Here is a 20824-nt window from a genome sequence, read left to right on the forward strand (position 1 = left end):
GCGCATCACCCGGGTGACCGCCTCGATCTCTTCCTCGCCGACGATCGGCCTGGCCGGCGGGATGAATGCTTCAGTCACTTGGTTTCCTCCGAATCAGTGCTGGCGGACCCTTCGGCCACCAGGGTCATGGTTGGGCAGTTCAGCCGAGATTGGCATCCGCGCGCTGCGGAGTCTCGCCGGGTCCGACCGCCGGCGCCTCGGGGGTGGCGGTAGTCAGCTCCGGCTGCTCGCTCTGACGGTAGCCATAGCGCTCCCCGTAGTAGTAATAGCCGCCCTTGCCCTTGGTGGGCACCCGGTTCATCACGATGCCCAGGACATTGGCTTCCACCGTCTCCAGGCTCTCCAGGGCGCGGGTGACGTTCTCCTTCTTGATCACGCCGGCGCCGACCACCACGATGGCGCCATCGGTCAACCGGGACACCACTGCCGCATCGGTCACGGGGAGCAGCGGGGGAGCGTCGATGATGACGTAGTCGAAACGCTCGCGCAACCGGTTGAGCAGCGTCTGCATGGTTTCGGAACCGAGCAGTTCGCTGGGGTTGGGCGGGATGGGCCCAGCACCCAACACGTGCAGGTTCTGGCCGAAGGGTTGCAGCACGTCATCCAGCTCGGCCTCGCCGATCAACACGCTGGTCAGGCCAACGCCGCCCTCCAGCCCCATGTAGTTCAGCAGCTGGGGCCGGCGAAGGTCACCCTCGACGACGCAGACGGTGGAGCCGCCAGCCGCCAGGGTGAGTGCCAAGTTGGCGGCCGTGGTGGACTTGCCCTCACCCGGCAGCGAGGAAGTCAACACCATCACCTTGGGGTGGTTGGCGATGTCGACGAACTGCAGGTTGGTGCGCAGGGTGCGGAAGGCCTCGGCCCGAGCACTCTGCGGATCGGACTGCACGATCAACGGCTGCTTCGGGGCCCCGGAGTCGAAGGGGATGGCGCCGATGATGGTTTCGTCGGTCAGTTCCTTGACGTCCCGTTCGCTGGTGACCGACGTGTCCAGTCGATCCCGCAGCAGGGCGAGGCCCAGACCCAACATCAGGCCAGCAATGAGACCAAGGGCCAGATTGCGCAGGGGCTTCGGCGAAGCCGGCGCCTTGGCTGCTTCGGCAGGCTTGACGATCGTGGCCTTGACCGGGCTGGTCTGGCCAGCCTTCACCGACTGCAGCTCCTGCACCGTGGAGGTGAACTCCTCGGCCACCGCATTGGCCACTTGGGCGGCCTTGGCCGGATCGTGATCGGTGGCCGCAACATTGATCAGCACCGTGTCGGGCGGAGTGGTGGCGGTCAGAGAATTGGCCAGGGGAGCGCCCTTCTCCACCTTCAGTTGCTTGCGCACCGGATCGAGCACCTTGGGAGAGACGATCACCTGGGCGTAGGTCTTCATCTGCTTCTGGGTGAAGGTGCTGCCCTGCGCCAGATCCGTTGTGGAGTCGCCGCCGCCGGTGGAGACAAAGAGTTGCGCAGTGGATTGGTAGCTCTTGGGGGTCAGGATGGTGAGCAGGGCCGCAGCCAGCACCATCAGGCAGGTGGCGGCGGCAATGGCGCGCCAGCGCTTGCGGGCGATCCGAAGGTAGTCCTGCAGGTCCACGGGGGTGTCACTTTCTTCTACTGGGAGCGAATCGGCGGGCGTGCCGTGCTCCCACGATGTCGGGGGATTCTTTAATGGTAATGAGTTCTCAGCGTCCGTAGCCGGACTTGGGGGAGACATTGTCCACGTACTTGTTCATCGTGTCGTTCTGCAAGTGCTCGGCAAGCACCTTCATCTGTGGCTCACTCGTGTTCACGATCGACATGCCGTGCGGGCCGGGTCCGGCCGATTCCCACGGGAAGCTCTGCATCTTGATGCCGCTCCCGCGCAGATTGCGCAGACTGAGGGCCAGCTTCTGCATCTCCCCGGTGGTGAACTTCTCGTCCACCACCATGTTGCTGGTGGCTGCTCCCAGGAACTTCGACAGCTCCGAGGGGCTGGTGAGCACCTGCTGCGAGAGACCCTTCATCAGCACGGCGCGGATGAACATCATCTGACGCTCGCCGCGGCCGAAGTCGCCGTTCGCCAGCTTGTAGCGCTCGCGTACCCAGGCCAGCCCCTCGGTGCCGTTGAAGGTTCTGGGGCCGTCCTCGGTATTGATGGTCACGCCGCCAATGGCGTCGGTCATCTTGACGAAACCGTTGAAATCCACCTTGGCGACGTGGTCGATCGGGACGCCCGCCAAGGGCTGCAGGGTCTGCACCAGCAGCGGGGTGCCGCCAAAGGCGTAGGCCGCATTGATCTTGTTCTTGCCCTGGCCGGGGATGGAGACGTACAGGTCTCGCGGAATGTGGATCAGATCCACCCGCTTCCGGTCTCCGGAGACGTGAGCCAGGATCATCACGTCGGAACGGCCACGGTCTTCGCCACGCGAGTCGCTGCCCACCACCAGGAAGTTCAGCGAATTGCCAGCCTTGGGCGATCGCTTGGGCTGACCGAAGTCATTTGACTTGACCCCCCTCAAGAGCACACCCTGCTGGCCCTCGGTCATCTTGGGCAGTGCCGTGCCCTCCAGCACCAGCAGCGGGCGTTCCTTCTCGTCCGCCACTCGTCCTTCGGCGTCGACGTGCATTCGCGAGGCATCGATCAACTGGTCCTGATCATCGGAGAGGGTCTTCTTGTCTGGCCCCACCAGGTTGCCTTCGGCGTCTTGCGGCACCACCAGGTTCTGCACCTGATCGGTGGGCAATAGCGCTTGGTGCTGCACATTCTTGTCAACCGTGCGCCGCAGGTGCCAGACGTAGCCGCCGACGGCCAAGCCGGACAACAGCAGCAGGCCGACCATCAGGCCAACGGCCAGCTTCAGACCCCGTCGGCGCGGGGCGGGGGATGTGGGGGCAGCGTCCGACATGATGCCTACCATAGGCCACGTCAGCAGAGATTCCTGACGTGGTTCGCCGAATGGTTGCATGCCTGCTGGTCACCCGAGCCGAGCCGGCTCCCTGCACGGCCCGCATGTTTGATGCCTGCGTCTATGCCAAACGTCTTTGCTGGTTACTGCTGCTTTGCTGGTTACAATGAGCCAGACCGAGTGCCCTATCGGGGGGTGGGGCACGGGGGATGTGACTGGCTTTGTAGCTCGGGGGCTTCGGCTGGGTGCACTCGTACGGCCGCGTTGGCCGTGCGTCCCCAGCCCAGCAGGACGCGAAAGGACCCCTTGATGCTGCCCACCAACCCCGCAACCCGAGCCAAGATTGTCCGCGGTTCCATCGCCGCATGGGACTCGTTTGCCTGGTTCGTGGCCATCTTTGCCTATCTAGGTGCCAGGTATGACTTCGCGGTGAGCGGCCTGCAGTGGCGGCTGGCCTTCACCTACGGTTGCGTCGCCGCCGCAATGCAGCTCTGCTTGGGTTGGTCCACCAAGCTGTACCGGGGTCGCTACCGGATTGGCAGCTTTGAGGGCACCTTCATGTTGGGCACCATTGTCTTCGGGATCGGTGTGCTGCTCGGCACCTACTACAGCCTTTTCACTGACTTCTCCCGGGGGGTGGTGGTCACGGCGCCGATGGGTGCCCTGATCATCATGGCCTGGGGGCACTTCGTCGCTCGTGCCGTGTTGGAGCGCAACGCGGCTCCGCGTACGGTCGAGGCGCCGGCCGAGCCGGTGCTGATCTACGGTGCCGGCAATGCCGGCATGCAGCTGGGGCGGCTGATCCACAATGACCCGGACTCCCAGTACGAGGTTCGCGGCTTCCTGGACGACGCACCCGAGAAGCGGCACCTGCACCTACTGGGCACCAGCGTACGCGGCACCGGTGAAGACATGGTGCGCGTCGCCGACGAGCAGGGCGTGCAGACCGTCATCATCGCCATGGGCAGCGCCAGCAGTGCCAAGCTGACCGAACTGAACAAGGTGGCCGAGGCCAATGCCCTCAAGCTCCTGGTGCTCCCCACCCTGGACAAGATGGTGGGTGGGCAGGTGAATCTGGCCCAGCTGCACGAGATCAACGTCGTCGACTTGTTGGGACGCAACCAGATCAAGACCGATCTGGGGTCCATCGCGGGTTACCTGCAGGGCAAAACGGTGCTGGTCACCGGCGCCGGCGGCTCGATCGGCAGCGAGATTGCCCGTCAGGTGTACAAGTTCGGGCCCAAGGAACTGGTGATGCTTGACCGGGACGAGTCCGGCCTGCACAGCACCCAGCTGAGCATCTTCAACCAGGGCCTGCTGAACACCCGCAACATGGCACTGTGCGACATTCGCGACGCCGCCGCGCTGGATCTGGTCTTTGCGGAGCACCGCCCCGACGTCGTCTTCCACGCCGCCGCGCTGAAGCACCTGCCGATGCTGGAGATGTACCCGCACGAGGGGTGGAAGACCAACACACTGGGCACCCTCAACGTGCTGCAGATGGCGGAGAAGTACGGCGCCGAGCGCGTGATCAACATCTCCACCGACAAGGCCGCCGACGCGACCTCGGTGCTGGGAAAGACCAAGCGCATTGCGGAGGAGCTGACCGCCCACTACGGCCAGAAGACCGGCCGCAGCTACCTCAGCGTCCGCTTCGGCAATGTGCTGGGCTCGCGGGGCTCCATGCTGGAGACCTTCACCCGGCAGATCGCCCAGGGCGGGCCGCTCACCGTCACCCACCCGGACATCACCCGCTACTTCATGACCATCCCCGAAGCCTGCGAGCTGGTGATCCAGGCCGGCGCCATCGGCAAGCCGTCCGAGGTGCTGGTGCTGGACATGGGGGAGCCGGTGAAGATCCTGGACGTCGCCAAGAACCTCATTGCCCGCTCCGGCAAGCCGATCGACATCGTCTTCACCGGCCTGCGTCCCAACGAGAAGATGGACGAGGTGTTGTTCAGCGGCGACGAGGCCGCCACCCGCACCGCCCACGACCTGATCAACAGCGTCATCGTGCCGCCGCTGGACCCCAAGGAACTGCTCAATGTTGACGGAGCAGACCCGGAGTCGATGGCGACGCTGACCCACCAGCGTGGCATTCAGCTGGACAATGGACGCCCGGCCCTCGTCGTGGTGGATGCCAGCGAAAGTGAAGACACCCAGCCCATCTCGCTGCCACAGGCGATGCAGGGCTGACCGCCACCCCGCCTGATGTGGGGAGGTCAGAACCGGGGGATCAAGACCTCACACAGATGCTCGGACGCGCGGGCCAACCGGGCGTCGCGGGTCACCAATGGGCACTTCAGGAGCCTGGCCAGGGCCACGTAGGCCGCGTCGTAGGCGGTGATACTTCCTCGCAGTGCCCAGATCTGCTGGAGTAACGGGGCTGCCGGAACCAGGCGAACTGGCAGGGTAACCAGATGCTCGGTGAGCTCGGCTGCGGCAGCTGAGGTGAGCTTCCCCGCCAGCTCCTGCCGTCGCAACACGTTGAGGACCTCGAAGGGCATCAGCTCGACGCTGTGCAGGTCGTCGTTGCCCCGGAGTGCGCGGATCACTGCAGGGTCGCCTGCCAGCAGCTGCACCACCGCCGAGGCATCCACGACGAGCGTCATTGCCGGTCCCGGGCAAGATCCTCGGAGATGTCCGCATCGTCCAGACGCAGTCCGAGACGCTCGCGTCGCTCTGCAGCCCGCTCAAGCACGACGTCGAGGGTCGGCCGATGACACAGCTCAATCAGGGTGCCACGGACGTACTCCTGCAGGGAGCGACCGTCACGGGCCGCGCGAGCCTTGAGCTCGGTCATCGTCTCATCGGGCATGTTCCGGATGGTCATCGTCGTCATGCATGCATTTTACCTGCACTCATCGTTAGGAGGTGGATGGGCGGGCGTCGCGTTGGGTGACATGGGTGTCGACCAACTAGGCTTGTGCGACGTGGCACTTACCATCGGAATCGTCGGTCTCCCCAATGCGGGCAAGTCAACGCTGTTCAACGCGCTGACCCGTAACAACGTGCTCGCAGCGAACTACCCGTTCGCCACGATCGAGCCCAATGTGGGTGTGGTGGGGGTGCCCGAGCCGCGACTGGCGGAGCTCGCCAAGATCTACGACTCCAAGGCGCTGCTGCCGGCCACCGTAAGCTTCGTCGACATTGCGGGCATCGTGAAGGGCGCCTCGCAGGGCGAGGGGATGGGCAATGCCTTCCTCTCCAACATTCGCGAGGCCGACGCCATCTGCCAGGTGACCCGCGTCTTCGTCGACGAGGACGTCACCCACGTGGACGGCAAGGTTGACCCCGGCAATGACATCGACACCGTCACCACCGAGTTGATCCTGGCCGATCTGCAGACCCTGGAGAAGGCCCTGCCGCGCGTCGAGAAGGAGGCGCGGATCAAGAAGGAGACCAAGCCCAAGCTCGACGCCATGGCCAAGGCCGTCGAGGTGCTCAACTCCGGCACCACCATCTTCAAGTCGGGCATGGACACCGAGCTGCTGCGCGACCTGTGGCTGCTCACCGCCAAGCCCTTCATCTACGTCTTCAACTGTGACCAGGACGAGCTGGCCAATGAAGAGCTCAAGGAGCGGATGCGCGCGGTGGTGGCGCCGGCCGAGGCGATCTTCCTGGACGCCAAGTTCGAGAGCGAACTGGTGGAGATGGACGAGGACGAGGCCCGGGAATTCCTGGAGGAAGCCGGCGTCGACGAACCCGGCCTGGACGTGCTGGCCCGCGTTGGTTACGACACCTTGGGGCTGCAGAGCTACCTCACCGCTGGGCCCAAGGAGGCCCGCGCCTGGACCATTCGCAAGGGCGCCACGGCCCCCGAGGCCGCCGGCGTGATCCACACCGACTTCCAGAAGGGTTTCATCAAGGCCGAGGTGATCAGCTTCGACGACCTGGTTTCCCTGGGGTCTGTGAAGGCGGCCCGCGAGGCCGGCAAGGCGCGCCTGGAGGGCAAGGACTACGTCATGCAGGACGGCGACGTGGTGGAGTTCCGCTTCAATGTCTAGCGAATTGGTTCAGTTGTCGTAGACCTTGTCGCGCCGACCGATGGAGAAGACCTCGATGGTGACGACGTCGTCGTGGATGAGGGCGAGGATGCGGTAGGAGCCCACGCGGTAGCGCCATTCGCCTGAGCGGTTTGCGGTCAGGCCTTTGCCGAAGGCGCGGGGATCGACACATCCGTCGAGGTTGTTCTTGATCCAGGTGGCGAGGATCTTGGCGTCGAACCGGTCCATCTTCTTGAGCTGTTTGCGTGCTCGCGCGGTCAGCTCGACGCGGAACGGGCTGGTTGGTGCGGTCATCAGTCGAGTTCTGCGAGGACTTCGTCGATGCTGAAGCGCTCGCCGGTGTCCTGTGCGATCGCCTGGCGCAGCTCCTGGAGATCGTAGGAATCCTCGATCTTCTCCAGGATGGCGGTGCGTGCGAAGTCGGAGATGGTGACGCCCTCGAACTGGGCGAACTTGCGGACGAGCTCGGCGTCCTGCTCGTTCATGCGCACGGTCATGGTGCTCATAGTTCCTCCTGACGGTTCTGAATACAGTGTATTCAGGATTCTGGGGCGAGGCAAGGTGTGGCACCACTGTGAGGAGTGGCCTGCTCAAGCCCGGCGCATGATGCTGCATCTATCAGAACGCAGTGGAGTTCCGGTCCAATGTGAAGCTCTCATCGTGCTTGCCAGGTAGGCCGTGAGCAGGGCCGCCGGTCCCGCTGGCAGAGCTTGGCCCCGACTTCGCTCGCGCAGCCCGATGGCGGCATCCCCGGCTTGGCTCGCGACGGTGATCCACAAGAGTGTGCTGTCCGGTCGGTCCTGTGGGCGCTGAAGTGCGAGTGCGATGCCGAGCGGGACGGCGCGAGCGGCATACATGAGTGCGTAGTGCTGGTCACGCCCCTGACGAGATGGGTGGAGCCATGCCGGTCGGGCGATGGCGATGCCGGCGGTCGCCGCGGACGCGATCCCGAGCGCAGTGTTGAGCACTCGAGTCCGGTCCATCATCGGTCCCGCCCTTTCCGTCGGAGCAATCGTGCGAGAGCGGCAGATCCGGTCGCGCCAGCGAGGACGGTGAGAGCTCCCGTGATCGTCCACGTTATGTTTGGGTCGCGCACCGGCGTGCACTCTCCGACGCATGCGATGGGGTCGATGGTGACCAGCCCCAGTCCTTGCGCGGTCCACAGGCATCCGAGCAGGGTGAGCGCGGCGCACATTGTCAGAGCCGCGATGATGATGACGCGTTTCATCGGTCTGACTCCTCGTGTGCGATCAGTGCGAGCGTCGCGATCGCTCCGTCGACAGCCTTGTCGCCCACCGAAGACCTCCACGCGAGCTCGCGTTCAGCGAACCACTGCTCCGTCTGTCGTGCGGCTGCTTCGCCCTTGCGTGACCAGCGCACGACCTGCGCGCGCCGGTCGGTGGGGTCGGGGCCGCGTTCCACGTAGCCCAGCTCGGACAGTTCCTTGATCAAGAGGCTGATCGCCTGTTGGGAAACTCCGGCCTGCTCGGCCATGCGCGCGGGTCGGACGCCGTCGAGGGAAACGAAACGAAGGACGTTGAGAAAATGGCTCAGGGTGAGGCTCTCGTGCCCTGATTTGCGCCAGTGCTGCAGGAGGTCAGTAGCGAGGCGGTCGAAGGCGAGCGTGATAAGGGCGTGCAGGTGCGGTTGGGTTCGGGCATCTTCACAAGTCATATGCACAAGCTACTTGATCAATTTGGTCTTGCCGGGGGGCCGCTCCTGGCGCGTGCGAGGCCAGGGCTGGCTATACTGACCGGACGGGTTGGCTGCAGCGCGCCGGGGTCCGTCGGGGTGATCCTGCAGGTGGTTGTTCGTGCCGCAACTCGGTGGAGTTCCGTTTCAACGTGTAGAGCCGTTCAGAGGTCCAGGAGCAGGCCAAGCACTTCGCGAATCTCAGCGAGCAGGGCTGGTCCCACTGCGCCCCGCGGGGTGATGAATCGTGCGACCGAGACCGATCGTACGTGCTGGCATTGGGCGGCGGATGGCGCGCTGAGCTGATTCGTTTCGTCTGGCTCGATGTAAACCTCCGCCCCGCTGGACCGGATGGTCCGAGTTAGGGGAACGACCTCCACCACGTTGGGGTCGCCTCGTAGTACGCCGATGGCGGTCACGACCACGGCTGGCCGCCGCAGGCCCGCCTCGCTGCCGATCGGGGTGCCCAGATCGATCTCGACGATGTCACCCGAGTTCAGCATCGAGCCAGGTCTTCTCCTCGTCGGTGAGGTCGTCGCTCAACTCGCGCCCCATTGACAGCTGCCGCAACGCACGCAGGGCCCGATCAACCGTCTGGTCGATCGTCTCGTGGCGCTGCTGGGCCAATCTCGTGATGCGGCCGTGTGTCTGGCGGCTGACCCTAATTGTGGTGGTGTCGCTCATGGGCTCACTCTACGCCGTGTAGACAAATTGGTCTACAGCAGCGAGTGCGGTGAACGGATGTCGGCTACTGGAAGCGCCGTGGGTCGATCGGCCGGTTGCGCATTCGGTGCAGGAGTCCCCTGAGTCCGTGCGGCGCGGGGGTGTCCGGCGTGTCGGTCACTGGTACTGATTCGCCATCGATTTGGGCGGTCACCGGAACCCCCAGTCGGACGAGGTCGCGGACCAGGAGCCTGTAACTGTCCCAGTCGAGGTCGGGCTGGGCGGCGATGATCAGATCGATGGCCTGGGGGAGCAGGGGGGTGACCGTGATCCCGAAGTGCATGGAGAACGAATGGTCCGGCGCGCTGAACTCCAGAGTGCGAAGGTCGTTGGTGAGCTCGTCGAAGCTCACCTCCACTTCGCCGTTGCTGGCGGTCGCGCTCTCCCTGTTGTAACCCCTACGCTCCAGCCTCCAGCCAGCATCCTTGAATGCGGTCAGTGTTGATGGTGCGGGCATTGCTGCTCCTTCGTCCAAGGGCCACCCCGGGCTCCGCGCACAACGAGGTGGACACACCGTACTGCCCGGAGGGTCTACTCCGGTCTGGAGCCGCAGAGTGGGACCACCCGGTCCGAGACGAGTGATGTCTCACCAGGCGTCAGCGAGCGCGCACGGCCTGCCATTGTTCCCAGGCGCGCTCGGGATCGATGTCGTCATAACCCCTGGCGGCGGCCATGGACTGGGCTTGGGCACGCGGCAGCGCGATCGTCACCGCATCATCGCGAATCGCCATCACCTCGGCCTCGGTGAGTGGACGCCCACGCTCGGTTTCGGCTGCCGTCAGCAGAGCCACGAGAGCAGGAATGAAGACGAAGACCAGGTCGTCACTCATCGCGTCGCCTCGTGGTCGGTTCACCCTCGCCCACGACGCGGACCGACGCGTCGGCGCCGAGCTTCGCGACCGCATCGCTCAGGGTTAGATTGACCGACCAACTCAGCGAATCGAGCACATCCTCGCCCCCACTGACCAGCTCGATGCCGGCGCTGTCGAGACGGTACAGCGCGGTACCACCGTCCAGCAGCACCTCACCCTGCGAGGTCAGTTCGCCTGCCATCAGTTGCCACAGCTCATCGCGCAAGCCCGGCGGCTCGACGGCGACGCGCACGGCGTACACCTGACCCTTGCGCGTTGCCTTGTAGGCCTTCTCGGATGGCTGCCACAACTCGGCGGCCCAAGGGAATGTCATAGCCGAACCATAGTCAACCTGCGTCGTATTGGCGGGCGTCGACGACGCCATCGGCAAGCAAGGGCGAGTCAGGCCATGTGATCGAGATGTGCTCGTCCTATCCTGTGGCCATGCCCGTGCTGCTGGACTGGATCGCTCCTGGCGTGGGTGTGGATACCGTTGGGGCGGGTTTCGTCCACGGAGACGGCACCCGGCTGGTCTCCTTTCTCCAATTCCACCTGTTGGCCCTGGTGGAGGGCGACGAGGCTGCTGACGGCGAGGAGTTGGTCTCCCCTGAAGTGGGAGCCCGTCGAATCGACGCAACTTTCCTTGAGACGGAGGCTGCGGCACGGGCAGCCTTCGGCGCACCCGCCGACAAGCTGCGTCGTCGAGCCGAGTCCCACGTGCTCCGGTGGGAGCTGCCGAGGGGGCAGGAAGTGCGCGTCGGGTACAACGAGACGTTGGTCTGGGTGGGGGTTGGGCTGGCCGAGCGCTGGAATCTGCGAGCTTGATCCCGGGCGGGACGCGCGCAACCTCGCACCGGGTCACGGCCACGGCTCAGCCGACGGGCCCGCCTCGTCGCTCGTTCCGCAGCTCGGCCGCCGCCGCGGCCAGACCCGGGCGGTCGTCGCTGATGGTGGCCAACAGCAGGGCGCCGTCCACCTCCGGTGCGGTGGCCCCGCGCAGCACGGTGGCGGCCCGTCCGGCCAGTTCGGATCCGGCGCGACGCTCGGTGCTCGAGTAGCGCGTCGGGTCGGCGAAGGCCACCAAAACCTCCGCGGCGTGCGATCGGACCGCCGGCGAGTCACTGCTCAGGGCCTGCTCCAGGGCATCGACGCTGGGGGTGCCGAACTCCAGCAGGGCGCGCGTCAGGCCGTGGCGCAGCTCGGCGCGTTCCGAGCCCAGGTGGGAGATCAGCACGTCGAGCCCCTCCGCGGAGGCGATCCGGCCCAAGGCCCACCAGGCCTTCGCGGCGACAACCGGATCGGCGTCCTCGGCAAAATCCAGGATGGCGGGGACCGTCGCCGGATCGCCCACCTTGCTCAGCGCGTGCAACACCGGCTCCTTGGGCAGGGCGTGGCCCAGCGCCGAGACCAGGACGGGCGCGGCAGCCGTCGGGCGCGCGACCACGGCCCAGATCAGCGTCTCGCGCACGAAGTCATCGTCCTCCAGGGCCATCAGCGCGACGAGTTCCGGCATCACCTCCGTGGTGTCCAGCGTCCCCAGCCGCAGGGCGGCCTTCTGTCGGTCCGCAGGGTCACCACGGTGCAGCAGGTCCAACAGGCGGGGCAGGGCGTCGGAGTTCATGCTGTCTGAACTCCGGGTAGGGCGCGGCTATTCCGCGGGGGTTTGCCCGCCTCCCGTGACTGGCGGATGGATCCGCGCGAGTCCAGGTTTCGTGCGCCTGAAGGTCTGGGCGCCCGCAACTGGCGGCCCAGACCCCAAACCCCAGACCCCAGATCCCAGATCCGGGCCACGGGAGCACACCGCGGCTGTCAGTGGCCCCGGCGGACCTTCCTTGGCTTCGGCTTCCGGGCCTGAGGGCGGGCCCTGGCGGGTTCGTGGCCGGTGGCGGCCCGCTGCTGCTGGGTGCGGGAGCTGTTGGCGCTGCGTCCCCGGATCACGCCTACGAACTCGTCGAGCAGCGGATTCTGGTCGTCCATGCGCCAGGCCAGAGCGACGGGGGAGGGCTCCGCGTCGGTGATGGGGCGGTAGACCAGGTCCTTGCGGCTGGCGCCCCGGGCCACGGACATGGGCACCACCAGCACGGCACCCACCAGCACCCGGTCGATCGCGGTGGCATCCAGCTCGGTCAGGACGGTCTCCTCCTCGGCCAGATCTGCCTGGGAGACCTCGTCGGCAGCGGCGAACAGGTGTTCCTTGGAAACCCACGCCACCAGCTGTTCCTCGTAGAGCGGGATGGCGTGCAGTCCCTCGCGATCGATCGGCAGGCGGACGAAACACATGTCCAGGCTGCCGTCGCGCACCCCGTCGAGTTGCTCGGCGTCGGGCACCTCGGTGATCTGCAACGGGTTCCGGAAACGTTCCTCCCAGGTGCGCTGCCACTTGTGCAGGACGACGCCGCGGACATGTCCGATCCGCAGGCCGGTCAGTGTCGACGGGTTCTGGCTCACCCCCGCAGGTTAGCGGCTCGGCTACGCTCACGGTGTGAGCCAGAACCTGAAGCCGTCCACCGCCGCCCAGAAGCTGGGCATCCTGCTGTCCGCCGCGCCCGAGGACTTCCAGCAGAAGACCTTCACCCGTGACGAGCTCGACGCTCTGCGCGAGAATCCGCCGGCCTGGCTGGTGGAGCTGCGCAAGAACGGCCCCTTTCCGCGCGACGTGATTGCGCAGAAGCTGGGCGTGTCCAACTCCGGGCTGGCCCGTGGCGGCATCACCGAGCCGCTGGATGCCGATCAGGTGGGCGAGCTGCTGGCCGATCCGCCGTCGTGGCTGGAGCACGAGCGTCGGGTGCACCGCCAGGTCGTCGCCGAGGCCGAGCGGCAGAAGGCCCGACAGGCCAACTCGTAGGGGAGGAGCACTGCGCAGCCGATCCCGACAAGAGGCAGCCGCTCCAGCTGCTGCCCCTGTCACCACCGGCTGCGCGTCAGTAGGAGTGTGCCGCCACCAGCGGTGCGGGTGCGTCTCCGGGTCCGGAGGCGACGGGGGGATTCACCTGCGCAACCGTTGCCGGAGGGGCAACCGCTGCGACTGGCGCTTCTGTCACAAACGGTTGCGCGGTGAACCATGGGGGCCGAGGGATCGGTGCAGAGGGTGGTGGTGCACACCCGTCAGCTGCCCCGGGCTGGTGCTTGACGAAGGGCGTCGCCCAAGTTGGCAAGATCTTGGTGGTTTGAACGTGCCAGATCGACTCGTGCGCCGTATGGCTGCCAACTTGTGCAGCGCTTGCCGAGCGGGGCACGGTCGTGACGAGGAATCAGTGGTCCGAGGCCGCCCTCAGGTTCGCCTCGGCGGGGCGATGGGACTCGACGACGGTCACCTCCAGCGGGATCGGCGCGATCCTGCCGCCGGTGATCGGGTGCTCGTCGGGATGGTCCGCAGCCCAGCGGGGTGGGGTGTAGGTGCACGTCGGGTCCGAGGCGAGCATGTCACCGGTCACCGCATAGGCGTGCGAGCGCGAGCCGCCGCAGACCTGGTTGAAGGGGCAGACCGAACACTTGCCGTGGAAGGCGTCGGGGCGGCGCAGTGACAGCATGATGGGGGAGTTGCGGTAGATGCCGCGGAAGGACTCGTCCTTCACGTTGCCGCAGTGGTAGGGCAGGAAGCCCGACGGGTAGACGTCGCCCACGTGGTCGATGAAGACGAAACCGCGGCCCGAATTGGTGGCCAGCGGCGGGCGGGGGCGACGGTTGACCAGGTCCTCGGCGCTGACCAGCTCCAGCGTGCGGGCCATCAGCTGGTCGTAGAGCTCGCCGTGCGCCGGGGCGTCGCCGGTGGCGCGCTGCATCGCCACCCGACGGTAGGCCTGTGCCTCGGTGGTCTTGATCGCAATGTAGCCGCTGACGTCGTGCGCCCACTGCAGCACGTTCTCGTTCTCCTCGGCGGTCAGTGCCTGCAGCGACTGGCCGCGCCCGGTGGGCACCAGGAAGAAGAGCGACCACAGGTGCGCGCCCAGCCCCTTGACCTGCACCATCAGGTCCGGCAGTTCGGTGACGGTGCGACGGGTGACAGTGGTGTTGATCTGCAGCCGGAAGCCCGCGTCGGTGGTGATCTTGGCGGCGGTGAGGGTCTTGTCGTAGGTGCCCTTGAAGCCGCGGAAGGCGTCGTGGGTCTCGGCCCGGCAGCCATCCATCGACAGTGAGACGGCCTTGCCGCCCGCCTCGCGCAGCGACGCGAGCCGTTCCGGGGTGAAGTTGGCGGTCACCGACGGTGACAGCGCCATCGACAGGCCCAGCCCCGTCCCGTGGGCGACGAGCTCCTCCAGATCCGAGCGCTCGAAGGGGTCGCCGCCGGTCAGGATGACGATCGGGGTCGGCTTGCCGAACTGCGCGATGTCATCCAGCAGCGCCTTGCCGTGCTCGGTGGTCAGCTGGTCGGGGTGGAAGCGCTGCTGGGCGTCGGCGCGGCAGTGCGCGCACGCCAGCTGGCAGGCGCGGGTCACCTCCCAGATCACGATGAAGGGACGATCGTCGGGGTCATGGCGAAGCTCGCGGACGGCGGATCGCTGTGCCCGCATCTCGGCCGGGACGTGGTCGGGGCGCGATTCCGTGTCGAGCATTCTGGGGTCCTCCTGGGGTGGTTGATGTGGGGTTGTGGTTCTCAGGCGTCGGCGACGACGGGGACGGCGGGGGTGCCGGCCAGGGCCTCGGTCAGCGTGCTGCGGGCCTTGCTCCAGGCGTCGTGCAGGGCGCAGGGGCTTGCCTGCCCGCAGGGCTGGTCGTGGGCGACACAGCGGCCGCTGGCGGTGGGGCCGTCGAGTGCCTCGATCACGTCGAGGACGCTGGCCGTCGGGGCGGATTCGGTCAGGGAGTAGCCGCCGGTGGGGCCGGGGATGGAGGTCACCCAGCCGGCCTTGACCAGCGGGCCGACCACCTGCGGGACGAAGCCCCTGGTGGTGCCGAGCTGATCCGCCAGCTCGGGGGCCTTGAGCCGCTTGCCCGCGGGGGAGAGCAGCGCCATTGCCTGGACGGCCAGCTCGGCGCGGCGGGTAACCTCAAGTCGCATAGTGGGAGACTACACGATCGGGCCCGGCCTCGAATGCGGGCGGGGTGGCTGTCGGCTGCCTGCCGGATGGCGCTTGCCATCATTGCTGCTAGCAGAGGAGGTGGCCGATGTCATCCATCGTGGTCAGGGGGCTCGACGAGGCGGTGAAGCGCCGGTTGGCGCTTCAGGCGCAGCGGCACGGCCGGTCAATGGAGGCCGAGGTGCGGGAAGTCCTGTCCCTCGCCACCCAGCGACAGAATCTCGGGCTGGCGCTGCTCGAGCTGTCGCAGGGCCCTCGGCGGCTCCGACGACCTTGCGCTGCCCCCCCCGCGGTGACCAGGCACGAGCGGTGAGCTTCGAATGATCGTCCTGGACACCAACGTGGTCTCTGAGCTCTTCCGCTCCCACCCCGACGCCAGCGTGGTCGAGTGGCTGACCTCCCTGCCGGGAGAGGTGGCGGTGACCGCGGTGACCGTCGCCGAGCTGCTGGCGGGAGTTCGGCAGATGCCCGATGGGCGACGCAAGATGGCGCTCGCCGAGGGCATCGACGCGGTGCTGCAGCCCTACCGCGACGATGGTCTGGTGCTGGCCTTCGATGACGCTGCGGCCAGGCAATATGCCACCGTGCTGGCCGAACGGGCGCTTCTCGGCCTGCCAATCTCCACCGCAGTTGCCCAGATTGCCGCGACCTGCCGGAGCCACGCAGCGACGCTGGACACTCGCAATCAGAAGGACTTTCGCCACACCGGGATCGATCTGGTCAACCCCTGGCTGGGTTGAGGGCGCTCAGAAGCCCAGCGACCAGCCCTCCACCAGACCCCGGGCATAGGCGGCCTGGCCCAGATGGGCGGCGGCGTCGTCGATGATGCTGACCAGCCGCACGCCGTGGCTGACCGGCGGCTCCCAGGACTCGTCGACGATCTCGTCCAGATCCTCCGCGGACAGCGACGCGATGTGCGCCACCAGCGCGACGGTGCACAGTTCCAGGTAGTCGCGCAGCAGGGCGGGCTCGGTGACCCGCAGCGCCGCGACCTCCTCGGCGGTGTCGCCGAAGCCGAAGTCGACCGGGCCACGGTTGACGCCCATCGTCGCCGACCAGTTGCCCGCCTCCCAGACGGTGGGCTTGCCGTTCAGCTCGGCCAGCTGCACGTCCAGCTGGCGCGCCGCATGCCACGCCAGCCAGGCGATCGAGTTGCCCGTGCCGCCAGGCATGGTGTGCAGGGTGGCCTCGTCGATGTCCTTGAGCACCAGGGTGGCGGCGTCCAGCGGTCGACGGGCGGCGTCGGTGAGGATGTCACGATGATCCATGGGCCCCAGTCTGCCCACCCGGGCAAGCGTGAATCACCGATTCCTGGCTTCTCGGCGGGGAAGTTGTGCGACGGTGTGGATGGAGGTGTGAATGCACACCCATCGGGAGAGGTCTGACCGGAAGCTGCGTCCTGCCCGCGGGTACGGCCTTTGGTTACGACGGCCGGGGTCCTATCGTGGCAGCCATGACTGAGCCGACTGACAGGGCAATGACCATTCTGGTGACCGCCTTCGAACCCTTTGGGGGAGAGGTCGTGAACCCGGCGCTGGAGGCGGTACGCGGCCTGCCGTCGACGCTCGCCGGTGCCCGGCTGGTCACCGTCGAGGTGCCGACCGTCTTCGGTCGGTCACTGGACGTGGTCCGCGAGGCGATCGACCGGCACTGGCCCGATGCCGTGCTGTGCGTCGGCCAGGCCGGCGGGCGCGCCTCGGTCACTGTCGAGCGGGTGGCGATCAATGTCGACGACGCCTCCATCCCGGACAATGCCGGGGCGCAGCCGGTGGATCTGCCCGTCGTCGAGGGGGCTCCGGCGGCCTACCTGACCACTCTGCCGATCAAGGCGATGGTGCACGCCATCCGCGACGCCGGGCTGCCGGCAGCCGTCTCCAACACCGCCGGCACCTTCGTCTGCAACCACCTGATGTTCGGGGTGCTGCACCACCTGGCGACCCATGGCCAGCGGGCGGGGCAGGCACGCGGCGGCTTCATCCACGTCCCCTACATCCCGGCACAGGTGATGGACAGGCCCGAGCTGGCGTCGATGGCGCTGGACGACACTCGTCGGGCGCTGGAGGTGGCGATCGAGGCGATCGCCACCCACGAGGTGGACATCACCCTGGCCGCGGGGGCCACCCACTGAGCTCGGGCTAACGGGCCGATGCCCGCTTCGCCCGTCGGATGGCGTGGTCTGACTCGTCGTGGGCGTCGTCCTGATGCGCCAGCTCGCGCCCGTAGAGCACGCCGTAGGTGAAGGTCTCCTCACCCGCCTGCTGCGCGATCCGGGCCAACTCCAGCAGCCGCTGCCGGGCGACGACGGTGTCCTGCGCCGTGCCGAGCGTCTCAGTCACCTGCTTCCATGCCTGAGTGGCGCGATCGCCCTTGTCAAAGGCCGGTTCGGCGGCCTCCCAGGCATAGCGCGCGGCCTTGGCCTTCTTCCTCGCCTCATGCGCCAGCTGGGTCCGTTCGTCACCGACGGCCTCCTGCGCCGCCGCCCAGCGGCGGGTGACCCGTCGGGTGGCCTTGTGCAGCGGCGGTCGCAGGGCCTCGTCGGCCGGGCGGTCGGCCTCGGGCCGGAAGGGCGGCTCGGTCACCAACCCCACCAGGGATTCCAACAGGGCCCGGTAACGCTCGGAATCCAGAGCCGCCTCCAGCTCACGGTGGGTCTCGGCGTGGCGCGCATCCAGTTCCGTGCCCAAGCGCTCCCGGACGGGGCCGAGCACGGCCTCTGCTGGCAGCGCATCCAGCGCTGCGGACAGCCGGGCCTTCAGCACCTCGGCGTCGCGGGGGCCACCCAGCATCTCCCCAAGCCAGCGGACCTCATCGCGCAGGACGGCGGTGCGCTCGGCATCCAGCAGATCCCGGAAGACCCGCAGGGTGCTGCGCAGCCGACGCGTCGCCACCCGCATCCTGTGCACCGCATCGGGTGCGTCGATGCGGACCTGCGCCTCCATGGCCTGGATCATCCCCACCTGCGCCGCCAGATAGCTGGTCACCACCGCGGCGGCGGTCGGTTCGTCGTCGCCCCGGCGGGAGAGCAGGTCTCCCAGCGCCTGGACCAGTTTGGAGGTGGGCGGCTGTGGCTCGGCGCCCTGGGCCACCAGCTGGGTGGAGATCTCCTCCAGGTCCAGCAGGGCGCCGTCGGCGGTGAGCTCCACCTCCACCTCGCGCCACTGCTGGGGCTGCGCGCCGTGGCCGATCCGGCGAACGGTCACCGCATCCTCGCAGAGCACCGCAACCGCCCGGCCGTCGGGCACCACCAGGTCGGTTGCGCGCCGTTCGGTGTCCAGCTGGGCAATGGGGATGAGCGCGCTGGTGCCGATCAGTTCCGCCAGGTGCTCACGGAAGGGGAGCGGCACCTCCACCGGGCTGGCATCGGGCAGGATCTCAGCGCCCAACTCTTCCCGCGCGTGACCCTCGCCGGGCAGTTTCAGGTGCCAGCCCTCGTCGTGTCCGCCGGTGCGGCGGCGCAGCGTGATCGCATTGCGCGCCAGCAGGAGCTCGGGGGTGTCGAAGTAACTGGCGCGAAGTGACATCTCCCGCACGACGCCCAACGTCGCCACGTCACCCAGATCGGTGATCGGTTTCCCATCCGGCAGGCGGAACTTGCGTTCGATCTCCACGGCCATGGCTCGATCCTCCCGTCATTGGTGCTCGCAGCTGTTGACCGTTCATTCTACGCATCGGCACAGCGCGACGAGCCGACGCATGTTTGCCCCGGTCGCACGGTGTTCGTGCGGTGGGACGGCGCCGCCCAAAGCGTCCGCCGCACGCCCGGCCCCGGTAGCGTCACCCGCAACCGATCGGAAGGAATCCCCATGGGTCACGACGACGTGCTCCTGGCCGGCGTGCGAGTGGTCAGCATCGCCATCAACCTGCCCGGCCCAGCCGCGGCCCGACGGCTGGCGCGGCTGGGCGCCGAGGTGACCAAGGTGGAGCCCCCGACGGGTGACCAGATGGAGCTGCTCAGCGCCTCCTACTACCGGGAACTGTGTGAGGGGCAGCGGATCGTCCGGCTGGACCTGAAGTCCGAGCAGGGCCGCGCCGAACTCTGGCAGTTGCTGGAGGGCGCCGACCTCTTCCTCACCTCCAATCGACCCTCCGCGCTGGCTCGGCTGGGGCTGGACTGGGAGAGCGTGCACGCCCGGTTGCCGAAGCTCAGCCAGGTGGCGATCGTCGGTTACCCGGGCGACCGGGCCGAGGTTGCCGGCCATGACCTGACCTACCAGGCGTCGGTGGGCACCCTGCAGCCGCCGAACATGCCGCGGGTGCTGCTGGCGGATCTCACGAGCGCCGAGCGGGCCGTCGGCGACGCCCTTGCCGCCGTCCTCTCGGCGTCGCGCACGGGGGTCGGCAGCTACCGGGAGGTGGCCCTGAGCAGCCTGGCCGAGATGATGGGTGACCCGGCGCGACACGGACTGACCACCTCCGACGGGATCCTCGGCGGCTCGCTGCCGCAGTACGCCATGTACCCGGCGGCCGACGGCCATGTGGTGCTGGCCGCGCTGGAACCGCACTTCTGGGCCCGAACCCGGGAACAGCTGGGCATCGAGGGCACCCGCGAGGAGTTGACGGCGATCTTTGCGACGCGTGGTGCCGAGGAGTGGGAGGCCTGGGGTGCCGAGCACGACATCCCGCTGGCCGCGGTGCGCGGTTGGCCGCGGCCAGTGGACCAGCGGTTAGGCTCGGCGCATGGATGAACCCGACGACTTCATGATTGGTGCGCTGCTCGGGATGACCGTCGGCGCGCTCAACCACATTGCTCCCGAGAATGCGCAGGCCAATGAGGCCGCCTTCATGCGGCTGCTCAGCCTGCCCGCGCCGCAGCGCAATGCCGAGGCGGCCATGTTGATGCGTGCGCTGGAGTGGGAGGACGAGACGCAGGACGTCAACGCCCAGGGCGTGGAGCAGTTGCTCGCCTGGGGGCTGCTCCTGCGCGACATCTGACCCGCGCGAAGGGGGCCGAGCAGGCACCGGCGCACCCCGAGCGGTCCCCGTCCATGGAAGATCTGGTGGGCTGAGCAGCAGCGTGGTCCGCACTGACCATCGGATCGGCCCAGCGACGATCGGTGCTCAGGCGGCCTGGGAAACCGCGTCGGTGCTGGCGACGACGGGCAGGTGCTCCCCGGCGACCGGCCCGGCGGTGGGCTGGACCGCGTCGGTGGGGGCCGCGGCCTGCGTGGTGGTGGTGTTGTTGGTGGACTGGCGGCGATGCAGCCAGTAGGCGGCGATCAGCGGGAAGGGCGCGACCAGCAGGGGCACCAGCGTGAAGAGGGCGATGACGATCAGGAGCAGGACGGCGAAACCAAGCAGTGCGGACATGGCTCCACCTTCCGACAGGGCACGGGCGATTCTGGGGCCTGGACCCGATCTGTTCAGGTGATCGGAAGCCACTTCAGGAAGTCTTGGGCATTTGACTACTCGACGTTAAGACATCGGTCATCCCGGGGTAACCCGGGCCCCGGTTCGATGCTGACGGGGCAGGCCGCCAGGGTGGCGAACATCCCCCGGGAGCCCTCGGCAGAGGGCTGAGATCAGGTTGTTGCCGTCTGGACCGTCCGAACGCCGGGGTCTGCATGGTGCGCAGCCTGATGCAGGCCGCCGATCCGGAGGCGACGGTGCGGCGGGTGCCGGCCGACGTCGACGCCTGGCACTGATCCGGCGCTTCAAGGAGT

28 protein-coding genes are annotated in these 20824 nt (G+C 67.4%); 9 read left to right on the forward strand and 19 right to left on the reverse strand.

All coding sequences use genetic code 11. The features are described 5' to 3' along the window. Nucleotides 1–139 precede the first annotated feature (139 nt). Nucleotides 140–1582, reverse strand: a complete 1443-nt coding sequence (locus tag AAEX57_RS08120) for a polysaccharide biosynthesis tyrosine autokinase (RefSeq protein ID WP_342091842.1) — start codon at nt 1580–1582, stop codon at nt 140–142. 88 nt (nt 1583–1670) lie between these two features. Then, complete coding sequence (locus AAEX57_RS08125; protein ID WP_342091843.1) at nt 1671–2873, reverse strand: LCP family protein; 1203 nt, start codon at nt 2871–2873, stop codon at nt 1671–1673. A gap of 309 nt (nt 2874–3182) precedes the next feature. Here AAEX57_RS08125 and AAEX57_RS08130 point away from each other — a divergent pair, with 309 nt between their 5' ends. Continuing rightward, the gene (locus AAEX57_RS08130) at nt 3183–5069 is read left to right on the forward strand and encodes a polysaccharide biosynthesis protein (protein ID WP_342091844.1); all 1887 of its coding nucleotides are present in this window, start codon (nt 3183–3185) and stop codon (nt 5067–5069) included. A gap of 26 nt (nt 5070–5095) precedes the next feature. Here AAEX57_RS08130 and AAEX57_RS08135 read toward each other — a convergent pair whose 3' ends face one another. Continuing rightward, nucleotides 5096–5485 carry a type II toxin-antitoxin system VapC family toxin gene (locus tag AAEX57_RS08135; protein ID WP_342091845.1) on the reverse strand — a complete coding sequence of 130 codons (390 nt, stop codon included), beginning with the start codon at nt 5483–5485 and terminating at the stop codon, nt 5096–5098. Continuing rightward, nucleotides 5482–5715 carry a FitA-like ribbon-helix-helix domain-containing protein gene (locus tag AAEX57_RS08140; RefSeq protein ID WP_342091846.1) on the reverse strand — a complete coding sequence of 78 codons (234 nt, stop codon included), beginning with the start codon at nt 5713–5715 and terminating at the stop codon, nt 5482–5484. Before AAEX57_RS08140 ends, AAEX57_RS08135 begins: the two co-directional genes overlap by 4 nt. A 91-nt stretch (nt 5716–5806) precedes the next feature. Between AAEX57_RS08140 and ychF the strand changes: the two genes are divergently transcribed. Continuing rightward, entirely contained in the window at nt 5807–6880 is a 1074-nt protein-coding gene (gene ychF, locus AAEX57_RS08145) for a redox-regulated ATPase YchF (protein ID WP_342091847.1), read from the forward strand. A 9-nt stretch (nt 6881–6889) separates the two neighbouring features. On the opposite strand, the gene AAEX57_RS08150 is transcribed toward ychF, so the two are convergent. From AAEX57_RS08150 to AAEX57_RS08185, 8 genes are all read right to left on the reverse strand, one after another. Beyond that, entirely contained in the window at nt 6890–7174 is a 285-nt protein-coding gene (locus tag AAEX57_RS08150) for a type II toxin-antitoxin system RelE family toxin (RefSeq protein WP_342091848.1), read from the reverse strand. Next, a complete protein-coding gene (gene relB / locus AAEX57_RS08155; RefSeq protein ID WP_342091849.1) occupies nt 7174–7386 on the reverse strand; it encodes a type II toxin-antitoxin system RelB family antitoxin in 213 nt (70 codons plus the stop codon). The genes AAEX57_RS08150 and relB overlap by 1 nt, the downstream gene beginning before the upstream one ends. 718 nt (nt 7387–8104) lie before the next feature. Continuing rightward, nucleotides 8105–8554, reverse strand: a complete 450-nt coding sequence (locus tag AAEX57_RS08160; RefSeq protein WP_342091850.1) for a MarR family winged helix-turn-helix transcriptional regulator — start codon at nt 8552–8554, stop codon at nt 8105–8107. A gap of 182 nt (nt 8555–8736) precedes the next feature. Continuing rightward, nucleotides 8737–9075, reverse strand: coding sequence for a type II toxin-antitoxin system PemK/MazF family toxin (locus tag AAEX57_RS08165; RefSeq protein WP_342091851.1), 339 nt, complete (start codon nt 9073–9075; stop codon nt 8737–8739). Beyond that, a complete protein-coding gene (locus tag AAEX57_RS08170) occupies nt 9059–9256 on the reverse strand; it encodes a hypothetical protein (protein WP_342091852.1) in 198 nt (65 codons plus the stop codon). The genes AAEX57_RS08165 and AAEX57_RS08170 overlap by 17 nt, the downstream gene beginning before the upstream one ends. Before the next feature lie 64 nt (nt 9257–9320). Continuing rightward, nucleotides 9321–9752: a hypothetical protein gene (locus AAEX57_RS08175; RefSeq protein ID WP_342091853.1), complete on the reverse strand. Its 432-nt coding sequence runs from the start codon at nt 9750–9752 to the stop codon at nt 9321–9323. Between the two features lie 139 nt (nt 9753–9891). Continuing rightward, the gene (locus AAEX57_RS08180) at nt 9892–10125 is read right to left on the reverse strand and encodes a hypothetical protein (RefSeq protein WP_342091854.1); all 234 of its coding nucleotides are present in this window, start codon (nt 10123–10125) and stop codon (nt 9892–9894) included. Further along, a complete protein-coding gene (locus tag AAEX57_RS08185) occupies nt 10118–10480 on the reverse strand; it encodes a hypothetical protein (protein WP_342091855.1) in 363 nt (120 codons plus the stop codon). The genes AAEX57_RS08180 and AAEX57_RS08185 overlap by 8 nt, the downstream gene beginning before the upstream one ends. 110 nt (nt 10481–10590) lie before the next feature. Here AAEX57_RS08185 and AAEX57_RS08190 point away from each other — a divergent pair, with 110 nt between their 5' ends. Then, complete coding sequence (locus AAEX57_RS08190) at nt 10591–10971, forward strand: hypothetical protein (protein WP_342091856.1); 381 nt, start codon at nt 10591–10593, stop codon at nt 10969–10971. Between the two features lie 46 nt (nt 10972–11017). Here the strand turns inward: AAEX57_RS08190 and AAEX57_RS08195 are convergent, their stop codons facing one another. Further along, complete coding sequence (locus tag AAEX57_RS08195) at nt 11018–11767, reverse strand: HEAT repeat domain-containing protein (RefSeq protein WP_342091857.1); 750 nt, start codon at nt 11765–11767, stop codon at nt 11018–11020. Nucleotides 11768–11955: 188 nt separating this feature from the next. After that, complete coding sequence (locus AAEX57_RS08200) at nt 11956–12594, reverse strand: LysR family substrate-binding domain-containing protein (RefSeq protein WP_342091858.1); 639 nt, start codon at nt 12592–12594, stop codon at nt 11956–11958. Nucleotides 12595–12628: 34 nt separating this feature from the next. Here AAEX57_RS08200 and AAEX57_RS08205 point away from each other — a divergent pair, with 34 nt between their 5' ends. Next, a complete protein-coding gene (locus AAEX57_RS08205) occupies nt 12629–12991 on the forward strand; it encodes a DUF5997 family protein (RefSeq protein WP_342091859.1) in 363 nt (120 codons plus the stop codon). Between the two features lie 406 nt (nt 12992–13397). Here the strand turns inward: AAEX57_RS08205 and AAEX57_RS08210 are convergent, their stop codons facing one another. Both AAEX57_RS08210 and AAEX57_RS08215 read right to left on the reverse strand, forming a co-directional pair. Then, nucleotides 13398–14699 carry a TIGR04053 family radical SAM/SPASM domain-containing protein gene (locus AAEX57_RS08210; protein WP_342091860.1) on the reverse strand — a complete coding sequence of 434 codons (1302 nt, stop codon included), beginning with the start codon at nt 14697–14699 and terminating at the stop codon, nt 13398–13400. Between the two features lie 41 nt (nt 14700–14740). Beyond that, nucleotides 14741–15145, reverse strand: a complete 405-nt coding sequence (locus tag AAEX57_RS08215) for an RrF2 family transcriptional regulator (RefSeq protein ID WP_342091861.1) — start codon at nt 15143–15145, stop codon at nt 14741–14743. Between the two features lie 107 nt (nt 15146–15252). Between AAEX57_RS08215 and AAEX57_RS08220 the strand changes: the two genes are divergently transcribed. Next, entirely contained in the window at nt 15253–15477 is a 225-nt protein-coding gene (locus tag AAEX57_RS08220; protein ID WP_342091862.1) for a FitA-like ribbon-helix-helix domain-containing protein, read from the forward strand. Nucleotides 15478–15484: 7 nt separating this feature from the next. Next, on the forward strand, nt 15485–15904 hold the full coding sequence (locus tag AAEX57_RS08225; protein ID WP_342091863.1) for a type II toxin-antitoxin system VapC family toxin: 420 nt from the start codon (nt 15485–15487) through the stop codon (nt 15902–15904). Between the two features lie 6 nt (nt 15905–15910). Here AAEX57_RS08225 and AAEX57_RS08230 read toward each other — a convergent pair whose 3' ends face one another. Continuing rightward, nucleotides 15911–16432, reverse strand: coding sequence for a mycothiol transferase (locus AAEX57_RS08230; RefSeq protein ID WP_342091864.1), 522 nt, complete (start codon nt 16430–16432; stop codon nt 15911–15913). A gap of 185 nt (nt 16433–16617) precedes the next feature. Between AAEX57_RS08230 and pcp the strand changes: the two genes are divergently transcribed. Further along, on the forward strand, nt 16618–17292 hold the full coding sequence (pcp, locus tag AAEX57_RS08235; RefSeq protein WP_342091865.1) for a pyroglutamyl-peptidase I: 675 nt from the start codon (nt 16618–16620) through the stop codon (nt 17290–17292). 7 nt (nt 17293–17299) lie between these two features. On the opposite strand, the gene AAEX57_RS08240 is transcribed toward pcp, so the two are convergent. Further along, the gene (locus AAEX57_RS08240; RefSeq protein ID WP_342091866.1) at nt 17300–18778 is read right to left on the reverse strand and encodes a CYTH and CHAD domain-containing protein; all 1479 of its coding nucleotides are present in this window, start codon (nt 18776–18778) and stop codon (nt 17300–17302) included. A 189-nt stretch (nt 18779–18967) separates the two neighbouring features. Here AAEX57_RS08240 and AAEX57_RS08245 point away from each other — a divergent pair, with 189 nt between their 5' ends. Beyond that, nucleotides 18968–19849 (forward strand): CaiB/BaiF CoA-transferase family protein, encoded by an 882-nt coding sequence (locus AAEX57_RS08245; RefSeq protein WP_342091867.1) that lies wholly within the window; start codon nt 18968–18970, stop codon nt 19847–19849. Beyond that, the gene (locus AAEX57_RS08250) at nt 19842–20096 is read left to right on the forward strand and encodes a hypothetical protein (RefSeq protein WP_342091868.1); all 255 of its coding nucleotides are present in this window, start codon (nt 19842–19844) and stop codon (nt 20094–20096) included. The genes AAEX57_RS08245 and AAEX57_RS08250 overlap by 8 nt, the downstream gene beginning before the upstream one ends. A gap of 126 nt (nt 20097–20222) precedes the next feature. On the opposite strand, the gene AAEX57_RS08255 is transcribed toward AAEX57_RS08250, so the two are convergent. After that, nucleotides 20223–20471 (reverse strand): hypothetical protein, encoded by a 249-nt coding sequence (locus AAEX57_RS08255; RefSeq protein ID WP_342091869.1) that lies wholly within the window; start codon nt 20469–20471, stop codon nt 20223–20225. Between the last annotated feature and the right edge of the window lie 353 nt (nt 20472–20824).

The sequence above is a fragment of the Luteococcus sp. H91 genome, assembly GCF_038433135.1.
Classification (GTDB): domain Bacteria; phylum Actinomycetota; class Actinomycetes; order Propionibacteriales; family Propionibacteriaceae; genus Luteococcus.